Annotated in this window: 18 protein-coding genes and 1 tRNA gene; 14 read left to right on the top strand and 5 right to left on the bottom strand. The window is 26.4% G+C overall.

The features are described 5' to 3' along the window. Nucleotides 1-186 precede the first annotated feature (186 nt). The 9 genes from EV215_RS07845 to EV215_RS07805 all read left to right on the top strand — a co-directional run bounded on the left by EV215_RS07845 (nucleotide 187) and on the right by EV215_RS07805 (nucleotide 10,745). Nucleotides 187-1,287 (top strand): HD-GYP domain-containing protein, encoded by a 1,101-nt coding sequence (locus tag EV215_RS07845; RefSeq protein WP_134113453.1) that lies wholly within the window; start codon nucleotides 187-189, stop codon nucleotides 1,285-1,287. A 556-nt stretch (nucleotides 1,288-1,843) separates the two neighbouring features. Then, complete coding sequence (locus EV215_RS07840; RefSeq protein WP_134113452.1) at nucleotides 1,844-2,773, top strand: flagellin N-terminal helical domain-containing protein; 930 nt, start codon at nucleotides 1,844-1,846, stop codon at nucleotides 2,771-2,773. A 386-nt stretch (nucleotides 2,774-3,159) separates the two neighbouring features. Further along, the gene (hag, locus tag EV215_RS07835) at nucleotides 3,160-4,053 is read left to right on the top strand and encodes a flagellin Hag (RefSeq protein WP_134113451.1); all 894 of its coding nucleotides are present in this window, start codon (nucleotides 3,160-3,162) and stop codon (nucleotides 4,051-4,053) included. A gap of 105 nt (nucleotides 4,054-4,158) precedes the next feature. Then, nucleotides 4,159-5,052, top strand: a complete 894-nt coding sequence (gene hag, locus EV215_RS07830; protein ID WP_134113450.1) for a flagellin Hag — start codon at nucleotides 4,159-4,161, stop codon at nucleotides 5,050-5,052. Nucleotides 5,053-5,305: 253 nt separating this feature from the next. Next, nucleotides 5,306-6,184: a flagellin N-terminal helical domain-containing protein gene (locus EV215_RS07825; protein ID WP_134113449.1), complete on the top strand. Its 879-nt coding sequence runs from the start codon at nucleotides 5,306-5,308 to the stop codon at nucleotides 6,182-6,184. A gap of 249 nt (nucleotides 6,185-6,433) precedes the next feature. Beyond that, a complete protein-coding gene (hag, locus tag EV215_RS07820; protein ID WP_134113448.1) occupies nucleotides 6,434-7,312 on the top strand; it encodes a flagellin Hag in 879 nt (292 codons plus the stop codon). 219 nt (nucleotides 7,313-7,531) lie between these two features. Further along, complete coding sequence (gene hag / locus EV215_RS07815; protein WP_134113447.1) at nucleotides 7,532-8,410, top strand: flagellin Hag; 879 nt, start codon at nucleotides 7,532-7,534, stop codon at nucleotides 8,408-8,410. Nucleotides 8,411-8,748: 338 nt separating this feature from the next. Next, nucleotides 8,749-9,630, top strand: coding sequence for a flagellin Hag (gene hag / locus EV215_RS07810; RefSeq protein ID WP_134113446.1), 882 nt, complete (start codon nucleotides 8,749-8,751; stop codon nucleotides 9,628-9,630). A gap of 197 nt (nucleotides 9,631-9,827) precedes the next feature. After that, nucleotides 9,828-10,745, top strand: a complete 918-nt coding sequence (locus EV215_RS07805; protein WP_134113445.1) for a flagellin N-terminal helical domain-containing protein — start codon at nucleotides 9,828-9,830, stop codon at nucleotides 10,743-10,745. A gap of 39 nt (nucleotides 10,746-10,784) precedes the next feature. Here the strand turns inward: EV215_RS07805 and EV215_RS07800 are convergent, their stop codons facing one another. From EV215_RS07800 to EV215_RS07790, 3 genes are read right to left on the bottom strand one after another with little or no spacing between them, the layout of a single operon-like run. Continuing rightward, the gene (locus tag EV215_RS07800) at nucleotides 10,785-11,513 is read right to left on the bottom strand and encodes an amino acid ABC transporter ATP-binding protein (RefSeq protein ID WP_134113444.1); all 729 of its coding nucleotides are present in this window, start codon (nucleotides 11,511-11,513) and stop codon (nucleotides 10,785-10,787) included. After that, nucleotides 11,514-12,272, bottom strand: coding sequence for an ABC transporter permease subunit (locus EV215_RS07795; RefSeq protein ID WP_134113443.1), 759 nt, complete (start codon nucleotides 12,270-12,272; stop codon nucleotides 11,514-11,516). Then, a complete protein-coding gene (locus EV215_RS07790) occupies nucleotides 12,272-13,105 on the bottom strand; it encodes a transporter substrate-binding domain-containing protein (protein ID WP_134113442.1) in 834 nt (277 codons plus the stop codon). The genes EV215_RS07795 and EV215_RS07790 overlap by 1 nt, the downstream gene beginning before the upstream one ends. Before the next feature lie 155 nt (nucleotides 13,106-13,260). Here EV215_RS07790 and EV215_RS07785 point away from each other — a divergent pair, with 155 nt between their 5' ends. The 3 genes from EV215_RS07785 to EV215_RS07775 all read left to right on the top strand — a co-directional run bounded on the left by EV215_RS07785 (nucleotide 13,261) and on the right by EV215_RS07775 (nucleotide 14,577). Continuing rightward, on the top strand, nucleotides 13,261-13,518 hold the full coding sequence (locus EV215_RS07785; RefSeq protein WP_134113441.1) for a hypothetical protein: 258 nt from the start codon (nucleotides 13,261-13,263) through the stop codon (nucleotides 13,516-13,518). 54 nt (nucleotides 13,519-13,572) lie between these two features. Further along, a tRNA-Leu gene (locus EV215_RS07780) sits at nucleotides 13,573-13,658 on the top strand. 100 nt (nucleotides 13,659-13,758) lie between these two features. Continuing rightward, nucleotides 13,759-14,577: an alpha/beta hydrolase gene (locus EV215_RS07775; protein ID WP_134113440.1), complete on the top strand. Its 819-nt coding sequence runs from the start codon at nucleotides 13,759-13,761 to the stop codon at nucleotides 14,575-14,577. A 71-nt stretch (nucleotides 14,578-14,648) separates the two neighbouring features. On the opposite strand, the gene EV215_RS07770 is transcribed toward EV215_RS07775, so the two are convergent. Further along, a complete protein-coding gene (locus EV215_RS07770; RefSeq protein WP_134113439.1) occupies nucleotides 14,649-16,316 on the bottom strand; it encodes a SulP family inorganic anion transporter in 1,668 nt (555 codons plus the stop codon). A 155-nt stretch (nucleotides 16,317-16,471) separates the two neighbouring features. Here EV215_RS07770 and EV215_RS07765 point away from each other — a divergent pair, with 155 nt between their 5' ends. Continuing rightward, on the top strand, nucleotides 16,472-16,768 hold the full coding sequence (locus EV215_RS07765) for an ArsR/SmtB family transcription factor (RefSeq protein ID WP_134113438.1): 297 nt from the start codon (nucleotides 16,472-16,474) through the stop codon (nucleotides 16,766-16,768). 48 nt (nucleotides 16,769-16,816) lie between these two features. Here EV215_RS07765 and EV215_RS07760 read toward each other — a convergent pair whose 3' ends face one another. Beyond that, nucleotides 16,817-17,833 (bottom strand): threonine aldolase family protein, encoded by a 1,017-nt coding sequence (locus EV215_RS07760; RefSeq protein ID WP_134113437.1) that lies wholly within the window; start codon nucleotides 17,831-17,833, stop codon nucleotides 16,817-16,819. Between the two features lie 148 nt (nucleotides 17,834-17,981). On the opposite strand from EV215_RS07760, the gene EV215_RS07755 reads away from it, so the two are divergent. After that, a complete protein-coding gene (locus tag EV215_RS07755) occupies nucleotides 17,982-18,662 on the top strand; it encodes a metallophosphoesterase family protein (RefSeq protein WP_134113436.1) in 681 nt (226 codons plus the stop codon). Nucleotides 18,663-18,861: the final 199 nt, after the last annotated feature.

Below are 18,861 nucleotides of genomic sequence, written 5' to 3'. Positions count from 1 at the left end.
ATGTTTGGATTTAAAAGTCCAAATGAAGTTTATGAAGAAAAATTAGTTAAATTAGCATAGGGGTAGATGTGTGCAATTAAACTTGCAATTTTCAATTAATAACTAAAAAAATTCTAATTATTGACATAATGTACAGTACGTGATATTATTAAATTAATTATTAAAAATAAGGGGGAAGTTCTATATATGAGAATAGATTTAAATGAAGCTAAAGAAGGAATGATTATTTTAGCGGATGTTTATGATGAATACGGGAAAATACTACTTTCATCTGGAGTAAGGCTTTCAAATAAATTAATAAATAGATTAAAAAAAGAAAAAGTAATAGAAATAGATGTAAGAGAACAAGACGCTCCTAAAAAAAGATTTGAATATTTTGAAGAAGAAGAAGAAATAGAAAACTCAAAAGTAGAATTAAAAAAATTTGGTAGACCTGAAGTAAAAGAAAAAGTAACAGAAAATTGTAATAAATTAGAAGATATTATAAAAAAATTATTTTTAAATAATAATGTTGACGTTGCAAAAAGAAAAACTATAATTGCTTCGGTAGTTAAATTTATTAAACAAAATTTTAATAAAGATATAATTTATATTTTAGAGTATATTACAAAAGATAGAATAATAGAAGGGCAATTATATTATCATAGTTTAAATGTAGCTATTTTATCCTATACAATAGGAAAATGGTTAAAATATACAGATAAACAGTTAGATACATTAATTGTAGCGGCGCTTTTTCATGATATAGGAAAAATTAAAATACCAGAAGAAATATTAAATAAAGAAGAAAGATTATTAGATAATGAATATGAAATAATAATGTCACATGCAAAAGAAACAGAAAATATAATGAAAGAATTTGGATGTTTTTCAAAAGAAACAATAGAAGCAGCAAGTTTTCATCATGAAAGATCTGATGGTAGTGGATATCCAAATAAACTAAATGGAAATGAGATAAATGAGTATTCAAAGATAATAGCAGTAGCAGATATTTTTGATGCATTAACTTCAAAAAAAGCATATAGAGAAAAATATAATTCTTTTAAAGCTTTGGAAATAATAGATAATTATTCATATAGTAAATTAGATAATAAAATTACAAAATTATTCATTACAAAATTTTTTGAAATATATTTAGGACAAGGAGTAGAGCTTAATGATTCTACTAAAGCAAAAATAATTAGATTGAACTCAAATGAAATAACAAGACCTTTATTAGCAACAACAGATGGACAAATAATAGACTTAGCACTTAGAAAAGAATTAGAAATACAAAAATTTTTATAAAATTTTAATAAAAATATAAAGTGATTAAAAAAAAGAACGATAAATATTATGTAGAAATAGATAATAAAAAAATTAAAAAAAAAACTAAAGAAAAAAACTAAAAGAACGATAATTAATATGTAAAGAAAATAAAGTTAAGCACGGAGGCTTATTTTAATGGACTAAAGGAGTAGTCGAAAAAGACAAATTCTTTAGTAGCATTAGTAAGCTTTGTGTAGCGCTAATGTAAATTTGTGTTACAAAAAAATCAAAAAAACATTAAAGTTTTATAAAAAATGAGACGATAAATATAATATGAAAAGAGCAAATAAGCTCTATAAAAAATTCTTAAACACGGAGGTTTAAGTAAGTCTAATGGAGTAGATGATTAAGGTTTGTAAAAGTGTATTAATCTAAGTTTAAATTACTTATTTAGTTTACTTAAATTTTAGTGTGCTTTTATAAATTTTAATCTAAATACTCATAGCTACTTAAATTATCCGGTTTATGAAAATAAATCGGATTTTTTTATTGTAAAAGACAAGGATGTCGAAAAAATTCAAGGAGGATGAGAAGTATGAGAATTAATCACAATATTACAGCTATGAATGCTTATAGAAATCTAACAATGACAAACCAAAGAGTGGAAAAATCATTAGAAAGATTATCTTCAGGATACAGAATTAATAGGGCAGCAGATGATGCAGCAGGACTAGCAATATCAGAAAAAATGAGAGGTCAAATTAATGGGCTAAAAATGGCTACTAAAAACTCTGAAGATGCGATTTCTTTAATTCAAACGGCAGAAGGAGCACTAAATGAAACACATGCTATACTACAAAGAATGAGAGAATTAGCTGTACAAGCAGCAAATGATACAAATACACAAAGTGATAGAAAACAAATTCAACAAGAATTAAATCAATTAAGAAAAGAAATAGATAGAATAACAAAATCAACAGAATTCAATACTAAAATATTGCTAAATGGTGATTATGCAGATAATGGACTTATATTTCATATAGGAGCAAATAAAGATCAAACTGTTACACTTACTTTAAATGATATGAGTGCAAGTGCATTAGGAATAGCAGGAAAAATAGAGAAAGAAATAATAAAAAAAGATGAAGCAGGGAATCCTATATTAGATGCAAATGGGCAAGAAGTGAAAGAAACTCAACTAGTAGATTCTGAAGATACAGCAATATCAGTAATGTCAGTAGGAGAAGCAGAAGTAGCCATAAAAACAATAAATGATGCTTTAGAAAAAGTATCAGATGAAAGAGCTAAATACGGTGCTATGCAAAATAGATTAGATCATACAATAAACAATTTAAAAGTATCTGCAGAAAATTTACAAGCAGCAGAAAGTAGAATAAGAGATGCAGATATGGCAGAAGAAATGGTTAAATTTTCGAAAAATAAAATAATAGCACAATCAGGAACTGCGATGTTAGCTCAAGCAAATGCACAACCACAAGGAGTATTACAACTATTACGAGGATAAATATTATGATATTACACCATTTGGTGTAATATCATAATAAAAAAGATACACTTTAATAAAAAAATAATTTTTTATTAAAAATAAAAAAGTAAAAAATAAAAAAGTAACTATTATTTTTGGTGTGAATATAATAAAATTATTATGTTTTTATTAGAAATAATAAAAGTACATTGACAATAAAATAAAATAGGATTTTAAAGTGTTTTATTTAAATGCTGTAAAGATTTTATTATATATATTCCTTATATAATTATTTTAAATTATGTAGAGGTATAATATATGTGATGATATTAATAAAAAAAAATAAAAAAATATAAAAAAATAAAAAAAGTAAAAAAAGTAAATAAAGGCAAGGAAGCCGTTTAAAATTCAAGGAGGAATGAAAAATGATAATCAATCATAATTTAACAGCAATGAATGCTTATAGAAATTTTAATGATGTAAATACAAGAGTAGAAAAAACAATGGAGAAATTATCTTCAGGATTAAGAATTAACAGAGCATCAGATGATGCAGCAGGGCTAGCAATATCAGAAAAAATGAGAGGTCAAATAAAAGGACTTAATATGGCAACAAAAAATGCTCAAGATTCAATATCAATGTTACAAACAGCAGAAGGAGCATTAAATGAAACACATTCAATATTACAAAGAATGAGAGAATTAGCTGTACAATCAGCAAATGATACAAATACACAAAGTGATAGAAAACAAATTCAAAAAGAAATGGATAGACTAAGACAGGAAATAGATAGAATATCAACAACAACAGAATTTAATACAAAAAAATTAATAGATGGATCATTCAAAGATAATAAATTAAGTTTCCATATAGGAGCAAATCAAGATCAAGTAGTAACACTAAATATAAATGATATGGGAGCAAAAGCATTAGGAATAGCAGAAGTAAGAGAAGTAGAAATAACAAAAGAAGATGGGACAAAAGAAAAAAGATATGTACAGACAGAAAATACAGCAGTAGATGTAACAACAGTAGAGAAAGCAGAAAAAGCGATAACAATATTAAATAATGCAATAGAAACAGTATCAGATGAGAGATCGAAATTTGGAGCATTACAAAACAGATTAGAACATACAATAAATAATTTAAGAGTATCAAGTGAAAATTTACAAGCAGCAGAAAGTAGAATAAGAGATACAGATATGGCAAAAGAAATGGTATCTTTATCAAAAGATAAAATCATATCACAATCAGGTAATGCAATGTTAGCACAAGCAAATGCACAACCACAAGGAGTGTTACAATTATTAAAAGGATAAAACAAATTAAAATATTATAAATGAAATATATTTAAAAAAAGTAAAAAAAGTAAATAAAGTAAATAAAGGCAAGGAAGCCGTTTAAAATTCAAGGAGGAATGAAAAATGATAATCAATCATAATTTAACAGCAATGAATGCTTATAGAAATTTTAATGATGTAAATACAAGAGTAGAAAAAACAATGGAGAAATTATCTTCAGGATTAAGAATTAACAGAGCATCAGATGATGCAGCAGGGCTAGCAATATCAGAAAAAATGAGAGGTCAAATAAAAGGACTTAATATGGCAACAAAAAATGCTCAAGATTCAATATCAATGTTACAAACAGCAGAAGGAGCATTAAATGAAACACATTCAATATTACAAAGAATGAGAGAATTAGCTGTACAATCAGCAAATGATACAAATACACAAAGTGATAGAAAACAAATTCAAAAAGAAATGGATAGACTAAGACAGGAAATAGATAGAATATCAACAACAACAGAATTTAATACAAAAAAATTAATAGATGGATCATTCAAAGATAATAAATTAAGTTTCCATATAGGAGCAAATCAAGATCAAGTAGTAACACTAAATATAAATGATATGGGAGCAAAAGCATTAGGAATAGCAGAAGTAAGAGAAGTAGAAATAACAAAAGAAGATGGGACAAAAGAAAAAAGATATGTACAGACAGAAAATACAGCAGTAGATGTAACAACAGTAGAGAAAGCAGAAAAAGCGATAACAATATTAAATAATGCAATAGAAACAGTATCAGATGAGAGATCGAAATTTGGAGCATTACAAAACAGATTAGAACATACAATAAATAATTTAAGAGTATCAAGTGAAAATTTACAAGCAGCAGAAAGTAGAATAAGAGATGCAGATATGGCAAAAGAAATGGTATCATTATCAAAAGATAAAATCATATCACAATCAGGTAATGCAATGTTAGCACAAGCAAATGCACAACCACAAGGAGTATTACAATTATTAAAAGGATAAAACAAATTAAAATATTATAAATAAAATATATTTAAAAAAATAAAAGATTTATGAAAAGCCTTTTGGCTTTTCTATAAATCCTCCTTAAAAAGATGATAACTCATGCTGTATATAATTACAGCAAATGTTTTTAAACATTTAAAATATTTAAAAATATCTGTGGTGGTTATATAATCAACATACTAAATATTTAGGGAAAGAGTGTCATCAAAAATTAGCAAGGATGCTAAAAAAATCAAGGAGGATGAAAATTATGAGAATTAATCACAATATGGTGGCAGAAAATGCATATAGATCAACTACATTAACAAATAACAGAATGTCAAAAGAGATGGAAAAATTATCTTCAGGTCTAAGAATTAATAGATCAGGAGACGATGCCGCTGGACTAGCAATATCAGAAAAAATGAGAGGGCAAATCAGCGGGTTAAAAATGTCTTCTAAAAACTCACAAGATGCAATATCATTAATACAAACAGCAGAAGGAGCACTAAATGAAACACATTCAATACTACAAAGAATGAGAGAATTAGCTGTACAATCTGTAAATGATACAAATACTGATAGTGATAGAAAGCAATTACAAAAAGAAATGGATAGACTAAGACAAGAAGTAGATAGAATAGCTAATACGACAGAATTTAATACTAAAAAGCTATTTACAGGAAATTTAGCTAGAAAAGGACTTATTTTTCAAGTAGGAGCAAATGAAGGGCAAACAGTAGAATTAACTTTTAGTAATATGGGAGCAAAAGCTTTAAAAATTAATGGATGGGAAGCAGTAAAAAATGAGGATGGAACTATATCAAGAAGAAGTAGTAAAGATACTGCAGTTGATATAACTAATGCTAAAAGTGCAGAAAGAGCAATAACAATAATAAATGACGCAATAGAAAGAGTGTCAGATGAAAGAGCGAAGTATGGAGCAATGCAAAATAGATTAGAACATAGTATAAAGAATTTAGATGTAGCAGCAGAAAATCTACAAACAGCAGAAAGTAGAATAAGAGATGCAGATATGGCAAAAGAAATGGTTGATTTATCAAAAGATAAAATCATATCTCAATCAGGAACAGCAATGCTAGCACAAGCAAATACACAACCACAATCAGTATTACAATTACTTAGATAATTAAGTAAATAATATTTGGAACTTCTTAAAAAATTTAAGAAGTTCCAATAATAAATCATCCTATTTAAAATGACAGGTTTAGTTACAATGTTTATACTGAAGATTTTAAGTATAAGTGTGGTAATTAAAATTACCAAATTTTAAAATGTGCACATTTAAAATTATGTCATTTGAAAAACTATAATTTTAGTTTTTTATTAGTGGTTGAAAATAGCATGGATGCTAAATTAATCAAGGAGGATGATTTAAATGATAATCAATCATAACATAGTAGCATTAAACTCTTATAGAAATATGACTGATGTAAATAACAGAGTGTCAAAAACAATGGAAAAACTATCTTCAGGTTTAAGAATAAATAGAGCTGGAGATGACGCTGCAGGATTAGCGATATCAGAAAAAATGAGAGGTCAAATAAAAGGACTTAATATGGCTACTAAAAACTCGCAAGATGCGATATCGTTAATACAAACAGCAGAAGGAGCATTGAATGAAACTCATTCAATATTACAAAGAATGAGAGAACTTGCAGTACAAGCAGCAAATGATACAAATACTAATTCTGATAGAGGTCAAATCCAAAAAGAAATGAATAGACTTAGACAAGAAATAGATAGAATAGCAACAACAACAGAGTTTAATACAAAAAAATTATTTACTGGAAATTTTGAAAATAAAGGATTAAGATTTCAAGTAGGAGCAAATGAAGGGCAAACAGTAGAACTTACATTTAGAGATATGGGAGCAGCTTCATTAGGAGTAGCAGATAAAAAAATAGTAACAGATGCAGAAGGAAATGCAAGAACAGTGACAACAAGAGATACAGCAGTAAATGTAGAAACATCACAAAATGCAGAAAAAGCAATAACAGTAATAAACGATGCTATTGAACAAGTATCAGCAGAAAGAGCAAAATATGGAGCAATGCAAAACAGATTAGAACATACAATAAATAACTTATCAGTAGCAAGTGAGAACTTACAAGCAGCAGAAAGTAGAATAAGAGATACAGATATGGCAAAAGAAATGGTAGAATTATCAAAAGATAAAATTATTTCTCAGTCAGGAACAGCAATGCTAGCACAAGCAAATACACAACCACAAGCTGTATTACAATTATTAAAATAGTAAATAATAAAATTATATAAATTTTGGGAAAACTTATAAAATTTATTATATAAGTTTTCCCGTGATAAAAACTTCTTGATTTTTATTGTTTTAGCCTCTGCATATATATTAAAAATTTTAATATATATGTGGTGGCTGGAAGCTGCCAATTTATGATATAATCCCGGGATATCATAGCAAGGAAGCAAAAACAATTAAAAATCAAGGAGGATGATTTATATGATAATCAATCATAACATAGTAGCATTAAATTCTTATAGAAATGTAACAGGAGTAAATAACAGAGTAGAAAAAACAATGGAAAAACTATCTTCAGGTTTAAGAATAAATAGAGCTGGAGATGACGCTGCAGGATTAGCAATATCAGAAAAAATGAGAGGTCAAATAAAAGGACTTAATATGGCCACTAAAAACTCGCAAGATGCGATATCGTTAATACAAACAGCAAAAGGAGCATTGAATGAAACTCATTCAATATTACAAAGAATGAGAGAACTTGCAGTACAATCATCAAATGATACAAATACTGACTCTGATAGAGGTCAAATCCAAAAAGAAATGGATAGACTTAGACAGGAAATAGATAGAATATCAACAACAACAGAATTCAATACAAAAAAACTATTAACTGGCGAGTTTAAAGATAAAGGATTAAGATTTCAAGTAGGAGCAAATGAGCATCAAACAGTAGAACTTACATTTAGAGATATGGGAGCAGCTTCATTAGGAGTAGCTGGAAAAAGAACAATAACAGATGCAGAAGGAAATACAAGAACAGTAGCTACAAGAGATACAGCGTTAGATGTAGGAACATCAAAAAGTGCAGAAAAAGCAATAACAGTAATAAACGATGCTATTGAACAAGTATCAGCAGAAAGAGCAAAATATGGAGCAATGCAAAACAGATTAGAACATACAATAAATAACTTATCAGTAGCAAGTGAGAACTTACAAGCAGCAGAAAGTAGAATAAGAGATACAGATATGGCAAAAGAAATGGTAGAATTATCAAAAGATAAAATTATTTCTCAGTCAGGAACAGCAATGCTAGCACAAGCAAATACACAACCACAATCTGTATTACAATTACTTAGATAATAAAAATTTTTATATATTGGCTTAGCGAAATCTAAATTTAATATAATTTAAATATTTTTCGCTTTGCCTTGACTATAAACTTTTTAATTATCATCCTCAAAACTGGAAATTGACAATTAAATATTTTAATTTGTTTGATTCCTCCAAGATATAGCTTCAGAAAAGTTTAATTTCTTTTTGATATTGAGCTTTAGTCACGATGTTTGGATTTAGGATGAAATTTTGTCCCCAAACCGTGTCTTCTGAATGTAGATGTGGTGACTAAAGTATCACCAAATTTAACGAATCTCGGCCGAGTATCGTAGCATGGAAGCAAAAAATCAAGGAGGATGATAACAATGATAATTAATAACAATATTACAGCTTTAAATTCGTATCGTAATTTAACAGATGTAAATAACAGAGTATCAAAATCAATGGAAAAACTGTCTTCAGGTTTAAGAATAAATAGAGCTGGAGATGACGCTGCAGGATTAGCAATATCAGAAAAAATGAGGGGCCAAATAAAAGGACTTAATATGGCCAGAAAAAATTCACAAGATGCGATATCATTAATCCAAACAGCAGAAGGAGCATTGAATGAAACTCATTCAATATTACAAAGAATGAGAGAACTTGCTGTACAAGCAGCAAATGATACAAATACTCAAAGTGATAGGAAACAAATTCAAAAAGAAATGAATCAACTTCGTCAAGAAATAGATAGAATTTCTAAAACAACAGAATTTAATACAAAAAAATTATTAAATGGAGATTTTAATGGTCAAAATGGCTCTAAAATAAGATTTCAAGTAGGAGCAAATGAAGGACAAACAGTAGAACTTACATTTAATGATATGAGTGCTAAAACTCTTAGGATAGCACAGGTTAAAAGAATAGAAACAGATAATGGTACTAAAGAAGTAGATACTGGAGATGCAATTTCAGTTACAGATGCAAATTCGGCACAAAAAGCCATAACAACAATAAATAACGCAATTGAAACAGTATCAGAAGAAAGAGCAAAATATGGAGCTGTTCAAAATAGATTAGAGCATACAATAAATAATTTAGCTGTATCTGCAGAAAACCTACAAGCAGCAGAAAGCAGAATAAGAGATACAGATATGGCAAAAGAAATGGTAGCTTTATCAAAAGATAAAATTATTTCTCAGTCAGGAACAGCAATGTTAGCTCAAGCAAATACTGCGCCTCAAAATATATTACAGTTACTTAGGTAGCCCTGTGCTATCTGAGTAACCCTTTCTCCGTGTTAAAATTTAATAACTATTGTAATTTTTAGAAAAAATTATAAAAATATAATTTGAAAAAGTTATTAAAAATTATAAATGGTTATTAAAGACGGGCCCGTTATAAAAATAACCAGGATGTTCATGGAAGGAATATCCAAATAATAACACGGAGGGAGGTTTAAAAAATGATAATTAATAATAATATAAGAGCAGAAAATGCTTATAGACACTTGAGTGAAACTCAAGAGAGGCAAGCAGCGTCATTAGAGAAATTATCTTCAGGTGTAAAGATAAATAGAGCTGGTGATGATGCAGCAGGACTTGCAATTTCTGAGAAAATGCGTAGCCAGATAAAAGGACTTGAAATGGCGGTAAGAAATGCACAGGATGGCATCTCTCTTATTCAAACTGCAGAAGGAGCATTAAATGAAACACATGCTATTTTACAAAGAATGAGAGAACTTGCTGTACAATCTTCTAATGATACAAATACAGATGCAGATAGAAGAGTAATACAGCAAGAAATGGATCAATTAAGAAGAGAAATTGATAGAATTGCAGATACAACAGAATTTAATACAAAACAATTATTAACTGGGAAATATGGATATGACCCTAAAAATAATAGCTCTAATGAAGGACTAAAATTTCAAATAGGTTCTAATGAAGGGCAAACTGTTGTAGTAACTTTTGATAAAATGGATGCCTATGCATTGGGGATAGCAGGTAAAGAAGTAAAAGCTACAACAGATAGAAGAGGAAATGATACTAAAAAAGAAGTAATATCATCAGATAAAGCAGTATCAGTAATTACTTCAAGTGATGCTGAAAAGGCAATATCTGTATTAAATAAAGCTGTAGAAAAAGTATCAGAACAAAGAGCAAAATATGGTGCTATGCAAAATAGACTTGAACATACAATTAATAATCTTAGAGTTGCAAGTGAAAATTTGCAAGCAGCAGAAAGCAGAATAAGAGATGTGGATGTGGCTAAAGAGATGGTATCATTTTCAAAAGAAAAAATATTATCTCAGTCAGGAACAGCAATGTTAGCCCAAGCAAATTCACAACCAAAAGAAGTATTGAAATTAATAAAAGAATAATATAAAAGACCTTAGTTTTCATGGTACTAAGGTCTTTTTTTAGTTTTTATTCCAACTCAAGACTTTTGATAAAAATATTTTTAGATTTTTAGTTTTAGGCGAAGACAGAATATTAGGTGGTCCATGTTCAATAATTTTTCCTTCATCAATAAAAAGAATATAATCAGCAACATCTCGAGCAAATCCAATCTCATGTGTTACTATTATAAAATCTTTTTTTTCATCTTTTAATTTTAGTATAGTTTCTAATACTTCATATGTAAGAATTGGATCTAAAGAGCTTGTAGGTTCATCAAAAAAAAGTATATCAGGATTAATAGCAAGAGAACGTACAATAGAGGCTCTTTGAGATTGACCGCCACTTAATTGTTCAGGTAATTTATGCATATGTTCTAATAATCCAAATTTTTCTAATAAATAGATGGTTTTTTCTTCAGCGTTTTTTTTATTAATTTTATGTATTTTTTCTAATATTAAAGTTATATTTCTTAAAATTGTTAAATGAGGAAATAGACTATGACTTTGAAAAACAAAACCTATTTTTTTATGGTAATCTTTTATTTTATCTTTTGTTATTTCTAATCCATTTACAATTATACTTCCCTCTGTTAATTCTTCTAGCCCTGCAACAAGTCTTAAAAAAGTAGACTTTCCGCCACCACTTGGACCAATTACTCCAATAATATTTTTATTTTTTAGTTCAAGATTTATTCCTTTTAAAACAGGTTTATCATAATCTTTTTTTAAATTTTTAATAGTTAGATTCATTTAGGCATACCTTCTTTCAAGATAGTTCGTAATTCTGATAAGAGGAATTGTAATTAACAAATATGAAACAAGCATTAAAATATATCCTTCTGTAAAAGCATAAGTACGTGATTGCGCAGTTGAAATAGAATAAAAAAGTTCTTTATATCCAATAACATAAAGGATAGAACTACCTTTTATTATAAAAGTTAAATTTCCAGATAATGGCGGCATAATAATTTTTATTATTTGAGGTAAAATTATATATTGATATTTTTGTATAGTTGTAAAACCAAATAATTTTGCTGCCATATGTTGATTTTCATCTATTGATTCAATAGCGCCTTTAAATAAATTTGTCATATATGGTGCCATATAAAGACTAAGTGCAGCAGTGCCAAGAACCATTCTATTGGAATAGTTAAATGCAGTTCCAATAAAATAATAGATTATTAACACAAATACAAGAAGTGGTGAACCGAAAATTATTTCATTAAAAATAATAGCTAAATATTTTATAAAATAACGTAAAAAAGGTATATTATTTATAGTCATTATATAAATAACAAACCCAATTATTAAACTACAAAAGAGGGCTATTATACTAATTAAAATACTATTTAGCCAACCTTGTATAATTAAATTTTTATATGGTGCTAAAAACGAAAAACTAAAATTACTAGAAGGTATTCTTTTTATTATAAAGTATACAAAGTAAGTGAATACTAAAAAGGCTAAAAAGAAATTAAAGCCTTTTATAGATTGTTTTTTAAAATTCATTATTCATCTCCTATAGGTGTAGTGTAAAAATCAAGTGTTTGACCAGGTAAACTTTTATCTATAATACTATTATATTTTTCTGCCAATCTTTTATAAACTCCATTTTTTTCTAAATCATTTATAAAAGTATTTACTTTTTCAAGTAATTCAGTATCACTTTTTCTAAGTCCCATTCCTATTTTAGCTTGTTCAACAGGATCCCATAGTATTTCTGTTTGTTCGGGATATTTACTATAAAATTCAGATGCAGCAATAGCATCTATAATAAAAGCATCAGCTTTTCCTTGAACCACTTCAAGAACAGCACTTGATTTATCATCAAATTCCAATAATTTTGGATTATTAGCTTTTTCTTTAGGTATTTTTAAAGCTACAAAACTTTTGGGCCCTACAAATTTTAACCCTTCTCTTGAAAATAATTCTTTTTTATCTTTAATATTACTATTTTTATTTAAAAGAGTAACTAATGAAAAATAAAAATATGGTTTTGAAAAATTTATTTTTTCTGCTCTTTCTTTTGTGATAGACATAGATGCTATAATTATATCAATTTTTCCAGTTTCAAGCGCAGGTATTAATGAGCCAAAAGAAGTATCAACTATTTCAATATCTCTATCTAAATACTTTCCAAGTTCATAAGCTAAGTCAACACTAATACCAGTTGGTTTTCCATCTTCAGTTATAGTTTCAAAAGGTGGCCATTTTAATTCCATTCCTACTTTTAATGGTGCTTTTTTGGTAATACTTCCTGAATTATTTGTATTTTTTTTATTACAAGAAATCACAAATAATGATAATATTAACACTATTATAAAAGCTTTAATTTCTTTCATAAATATTCCCCCTGTAAAATTTTAAATTAATATCACTAATATATTATTTCATATTTAAAATAAAATTTCAAGCTATTTTTCTTTATAAAAAAAATAAAGAATTAAATTCATTGATGATTTGAATAAATATTGCTATAATATTTTGAGGTGAAATTATGATATTTATAGGTATATTTAGCATAAATTATGAAGAAAAATTTATAAAAAAAATAAAATTAGAAAAAAATTATTTAGATTTAGAAGAAGTTGATTTAGTAAAATTAGAAAAAAATTATAAATTGTTTTTTTTGAAATTATTTTCATGGTTTGATGGATACTATTTTAAAGTAAAAGATAATTATATAAAAATTTATACAAATAATATAAAAGATATTATTATAAAAGAAAAAATAGATATTACAAAATATTTATAAAGAGCTTGAAATTTTATAAAAATCATGATAAAATTTTATGCAAAAAAAGAATATGCAAGGATGGTGGAATTGGTAGACACGCTACTTTGAGGGGGTAGTTGGCTTAGCCAGTGAGGGTTCGAGTCCCTTTCCTTGTACCAAAAAAATCAAGTGTAATAAGCACTTGATTTTTTTTGATATTTCAAAACAATAATGGTATATTAAAATTAAGTATATAAAAATTATTAAGGAGATAATAAAATGGGAAAAATAATAACAGAGGAAATTTATATTAAACAATTAAAAAAAAATCGAAAAGTAAGAATTTATTTACCAAATGATTATGAAAAAAGTGATAAAAAATATCCTGTTATATATATGCATGATGCACAAAATATATATAACATTGGGATATCTGCTTATGGAATGGAGTGGAATGTAGACAAAACTTTAGATAGTATTTTTGAAAAAACTAAAAAAGGCTTTATTGTAGTAGGAATAGATAATGCTTCTGAAAGAAATGGAGCAGAAAGAATAACAGAATATTCACCATTTATAAATAATAATCTTTATAAAATCACTGATAAATATAATGATGGTTATACTCTTGGAGGAAAAGGTGATAAGTATGCCGAATTTATAGTAAATGATTTAAAATTGTATATAGATAAAAAATATAAAACTCTGTCTGACAGAGAAAATACCGCTATAATAGGAAGTTCTATGGGAGGATTTATTTCTATTTATATTGGATTGAAATATCAAAATATTTTTTCAAAAATAGGAGGTTTATCAAATGCAATTTGGTTTGCTGAAAATGATATGATACAGTTTATTAAAAATATAAAAAAAGAAAATGATATGACAATATATTTGGATGTAGGAACTAATGAAACAAGTGATGAGAGAGTAGACAATTTTAATGAACTTTATATTAATGGAAATAAAAAAACATATGAAATATTGAAAGAAAAAGGATTTAATGTAAATTTTTATTTGATTGAAGGTGCTAAACATAATGAAGTATATTGGGCAAAAAGATTTTCTAATGTAATAGAAGCTTTGTTTTTTAATGAATAATAAAATACTCCTCCTTATAGTCAAGAATTTTTCTTTACTATAAGGGGAGCTTATCAAACATTTTAAAATCTTTAATTATATAAATTTTTTTTAGCAATATTAATAGCGTCATTAATATTTTTACATATAAATTGTTTTCCAAGTTTTTTATCTAAACCAATTTTTTGTATCGCATTTATAGGTTGTTTATTTATACCAGATATTATTATTTGAATATTATTTTTTTTACAAGATTTAATAATAGTTTCTAATGCAGAAAGTCCAGTAGCATCAATAACAGGAACATTTCGCATTCTTAAGATTAAAAATTTTGGTAAAATTTCGATATTTCCAAGATTATCTCTAAAAATAGATGCAGCACCAAAGAAAAAAGGCCCGTTTATTTCAAAAATTTCAATCTCTTTTGGAATAGGATTATTATTTTCTAAAATTCCAGTTGCAATAAATTCTTCATCAGTATCATAATATTCTTTTTTTAAAAATTCTGCTTCAGTCACTTCACTCATTCTTTTCATAAATAATAAAGCTGATAAAATTATTCCAAATTGGATAGCTACAGTAAGGTCAGCTAAAACAGTAAGTAAAAATGTAATTAAGAGTACAAAAAAATCTGATTTTGGAGCTTTTCTTAATTTTATAAAATGTTGTATTTCGCTCATATTATAAGCTACAATCATTAAAATACCAGATAATGTAGCCATAGGAATCATTTTAGCTAATTTTCCTAAAAATAACATAATTATAAGAAGTGTTATTGAATGAACTATTCCTGCAAATGGAGAACGACCACCATTTTTTATATTTGTTGCAGTTCGAGCAATTGCTCCAGTAGCTGGAATACCACCAAAAATAGGTGAAAAAATATTTGCTATTCCTTGTGCAATTAATTCAGTATTTGAATTATGTCTTGTTCCGATCATTCCATCAGCAACAACAGCAGATAATAAAGATTCTATACTGGCTAATACTGCAATAGTAAAAGCTGAAGGAAGAAGTTTTTTAATCGTTAAAAGATTTATACTTGGAAAATGTAATGGCGGAAATGAGCTAGGAACATCTCCAAATACACTACCAATAGTATCAATTGGTAGTTTAAATGAACTAACTAATATAGTTGTGGTAATGATGGCAATTAAAGATCCTGGAATTTTTTTAAATTTTTTTGACCAAAAAAAAGTTATTAATATAGTTATCAATCCAATAAATACAGAATAAAAATTAATATTTGAAATATTTCTTATAAAATAAGGAAATTTTTCTAAAAATTCTGTAGGAGCACTATCATATAAACCTAAAAAATCTTTTATTTGTGATGTGAAAATAAGTAATGCGATTCCAGAAGTAAAGCCTACTGTTACTGGGTAAGGAATAAACTTAATAAAGCTTCCTAAACGAAAAGCACCAAAAATAACCAAGATAATTCCCGCTAAAATAGAAGCAGTAGCTAAACCAGTATAACCAAATTTTTGTACTATGTTATATACAATAATAACAAAGGCACCAGTTGGCCCCCCTATTTGAACTCTACTACCTCCAAATAATGCAATTAAAAATCCAGCAATAATAGCTGTATAGAGTCCTTGTTCTGGCTTTACTCCAGAAGCAATAGCTAATGCAATAGATAATGGTAATGCTACAATTCCTACAATTATCCCAGCAATCAAATCTTTTGTAAAACTATTAAAATCATATCCTTCTTTTAAAACTTTTAAACTTTTTGGATAAAAAACTTTTGACATTATGTCATCTCCTTTATATAAAAAAATTAAATACAATCAAACATACATAATATATCATTAAACTATTTGTAATGCAATATTATTTTTATTGACAAAACGGATAAAAATAGAGTAAAATATATTAGAAAATAATAATATAGTAAAAAGGTGATTTTATGGATTTGAATGAATTAGAAGTAAAATTTTTTAAAGCGTTAGCACACCCAATAAGAATAAAAATAGTAAAAAAATTATTATTTGGAGAATTATGTGTTTGTGATTTAAATGATGATATAGATTTTTCTCAATCTAATTTATCTCAACATTTAAAGATATTAAAAGATGCAAGAATAGTTACTTCAAGAAAAGAAGGGTTAAAAGTACATTATTCTATAGAAAATTTAGAAAAAATTAGAAAAAGTTTTCAATTAATAGAAGAACTGATAAGAGAAACATGGGATATTAAGTTTTAAATAATTTTATAAATAAAGATGAGAAAAATTTTCTCATCTTTATTTATTTTATATATTTTTATATTCATTAATAAAAGCATTTACAGCCTTTATTGGTGTAGCCCATGATGTAACAAGCCGAATAACAGAACTATTTTCATCAAATTTCTCCCAAATATAAAAATCAAATTTTTTTAATAGTTTGTTTATTTTTTTGTTATCAATTATTGGAAATATTTGATTTGTAGAAGATTCAACTAAAAAACTACAACCTAATTTTTTTAATTCTATTGTTAAAATATCTGCCATATTATTTGCATGTTTTGCTAATTCAAAATATAAATTATCTTTAAATAATTCATTAAATTGAATTCCCATTATTCGTCCTTTAGCAATTAGAGCTCCTCTTTGTTTTATAATATATCTTATTTCGTTTTTTATATCTAAATTTTTAATAATAAGAGCTTCTCCTAATAAAGCACCATTTTTAGTTCCACCAATAAAAAAAGCATCACTATAATTATACATATCTTGTAATGTTACATCACTAGCTAATATTGCATTTCCAATTCTAGCTCCATCTATATATAAATAAAGTTTATTGGTTTGGCAAAAATTATATAAATTTTTCAATTCATTTTTAGAATATACAGTACCAATTTCAGTAGAATTAGAAATATATACTAATTTGGGCTTTACCATATGCTCAAAATAATGATATTCTAATACTGGCTGTATAAGCTCAGGGGTTAATTTACCATCAACAGGAGTATTTATATTAATTACTTTATGACCGGTTGCTTCAATAGCGCCTGTTTCATGATCTACTATATGTCCAGTTTTAGCAGCAATACATGCTTCGTGAGGCCTAAGAAAAGCAGTAATTGCAATAAGGTTTGTTTGAGTACCACCAGGAATAAAGTGAATATCACATTGTCCATTAATGTAATTTTTTATATTTGATTTTGCTTCTTCTGTATAAATATCTTCACCATATCCATTTTGTTGGTTAAGATTATGTTTTAATAAAGCTTCTAATAATTTTCGATGAGCACCTTCAGAATAATCATTTTTAAATTTATACATAATAAAAACTCCTTTCAAATTTTCTAAATTATACAATAAATAAATATAAAATACTATATTTTTTAGAAATGGATATTATTTTATAGAGAGATTTTTAAAAAGTAATAATCTATGATATAATTTAATAAAAATTATTAAGGAGAATTTTATGAAAATAGCATTTATATCAGATGTCCATAGTAATTATTATGCATTAAAAAGTGTATTGGAGAATATAAAAAAAGAAAAAGCAAATGAAATATATTTGGCGGGAGATATAATAGGATATCATTCTATGCCAAATGAAGTAATTGAATTAATAAAAGAAAATAATATTATTTCAATAAAAGGAAATCATGATTATGATATTATTAATAAACGTTTCGATGAAAATATAAAAGATTTTAAAATATGGACATATGAAAATTTAACAGAAGAAAATAAAAAATATATAATAAATTTACCAGAAGAATTAATTATAGAAAAAAATAATATTAGAATAAAAATTGTACATGGGAGTAGCAGAGATATTGCAGAATATTTATTTGAAAATAGTAAACAGATAGAAAAAGAAGCAGAAAATTTAAAAGAAGATGTACTTATATGTGCTCATACTCATTTTCCATATATAAAAAAAATACACAATAAAATTATAGTAAATACTGGGAGTGTAGGAAAACCTAAAATAGCTAAGCCAACTCCAAATTATATAATATTAAATACAGAAAATAAAGAATTTGAAATAAAATTTGTAGAATATGAAGTAGAGAAAATGTGTAAAGATATGAAAAATAAAGGGTTATCAGAAAAACATATTAAAGAGCTAAGATTAGGAAAAGTAATAAAATAATTACATAAAAAATAGGTCTAAAAATAAAAGACCTATTTTTATTTTTTTAGATTTTTCTTATTTTTAATAATAATAAAATATGATATAATTGTATCTGATGAAAAAATATAAAGAAAAAATAAAAGTATAGTAAAAAATAACTCGTATAGAGCTATAGAACAAATAAATATATATAAGTAAAAATTAATGTAATATTTCG

This window comes from Hypnocyclicus thermotrophus (genome assembly GCF_004365575.1).
Lineage (GTDB): Bacteria > Fusobacteriota > Fusobacteriia > Fusobacteriales > Fusobacteriaceae > Hypnocyclicus > Hypnocyclicus thermotrophus.
This window is presented reverse-complemented; position numbering and strand designations above follow the sequence as displayed.

Excerpts from the sequence above, each read along its gene's own strand:
- EV215_RS07845 (WP_134113453.1), top strand. The coding sequence starts at position 187 with ATGAGAATAGATTTAAATGAAGCTAAAGAAGGAATGATTATTTTAGCG.
- EV215_RS07840 (WP_134113452.1), top strand. The coding sequence starts at position 1,844 with ATGAGAATTAATCACAATATTACAGCTATGAATGCTTATAGAAATCTA.
- hag (WP_134113451.1), top strand. The coding sequence starts at position 3,160 with ATGATAATCAATCATAATTTAACAGCAATGAATGCTTATAGAAATTTT.
- hag (WP_134113450.1), top strand. The coding sequence starts at position 4,159 with ATGATAATCAATCATAATTTAACAGCAATGAATGCTTATAGAAATTTT.
- EV215_RS07825 (WP_134113449.1), top strand. The coding sequence starts at position 5,306 with ATGAGAATTAATCACAATATGGTGGCAGAAAATGCATATAGATCAACT.
- hag (WP_134113448.1), top strand. The coding sequence starts at position 6,434 with ATGATAATCAATCATAACATAGTAGCATTAAACTCTTATAGAAATATG.
- hag (WP_134113447.1), top strand. The coding sequence starts at position 7,532 with ATGATAATCAATCATAACATAGTAGCATTAAATTCTTATAGAAATGTA.
- hag (WP_134113446.1), top strand. The coding sequence starts at position 8,749 with ATGATAATTAATAACAATATTACAGCTTTAAATTCGTATCGTAATTTA.
- EV215_RS07805 (WP_134113445.1), top strand. The coding sequence starts at position 9,828 with ATGATAATTAATAATAATATAAGAGCAGAAAATGCTTATAGACACTTG.
- EV215_RS07800 (WP_134113444.1), bottom strand. The coding sequence starts at position 11,513 with ATGAATCTAACTATTAAAAATTTAAAAAAAGATTATGATAAACCTGTT.
- EV215_RS07795 (WP_134113443.1), bottom strand. The coding sequence starts at position 12,272 with ATGAATTTTAAAAAACAATCTATAAAAGGCTTTAATTTCTTTTTAGCC.
- EV215_RS07790 (WP_134113442.1), bottom strand. The coding sequence starts at position 13,105 with ATGAAAGAAATTAAAGCTTTTATAATAGTGTTAATATTATCATTATTT.
- EV215_RS07785 (WP_134113441.1), top strand. The coding sequence starts at position 13,261 with ATGATATTTATAGGTATATTTAGCATAAATTATGAAGAAAAATTTATA.
- EV215_RS07775 (WP_134113440.1), top strand. The coding sequence starts at position 13,759 with ATGGGAAAAATAATAACAGAGGAAATTTATATTAAACAATTAAAAAAA.
- EV215_RS07770 (WP_134113439.1), bottom strand. The coding sequence starts at position 16,316 with ATGTCAAAAGTTTTTTATCCAAAAAGTTTAAAAGTTTTAAAAGAAGGA.
- EV215_RS07765 (WP_134113438.1), top strand. The coding sequence starts at position 16,472 with ATGGATTTGAATGAATTAGAAGTAAAATTTTTTAAAGCGTTAGCACAC.
- EV215_RS07760 (WP_134113437.1), bottom strand. The coding sequence starts at position 17,833 with ATGTATAAATTTAAAAATGATTATTCTGAAGGTGCTCATCGAAAATTA.
- EV215_RS07755 (WP_134113436.1), top strand. The coding sequence starts at position 17,982 with ATGAAAATAGCATTTATATCAGATGTCCATAGTAATTATTATGCATTA.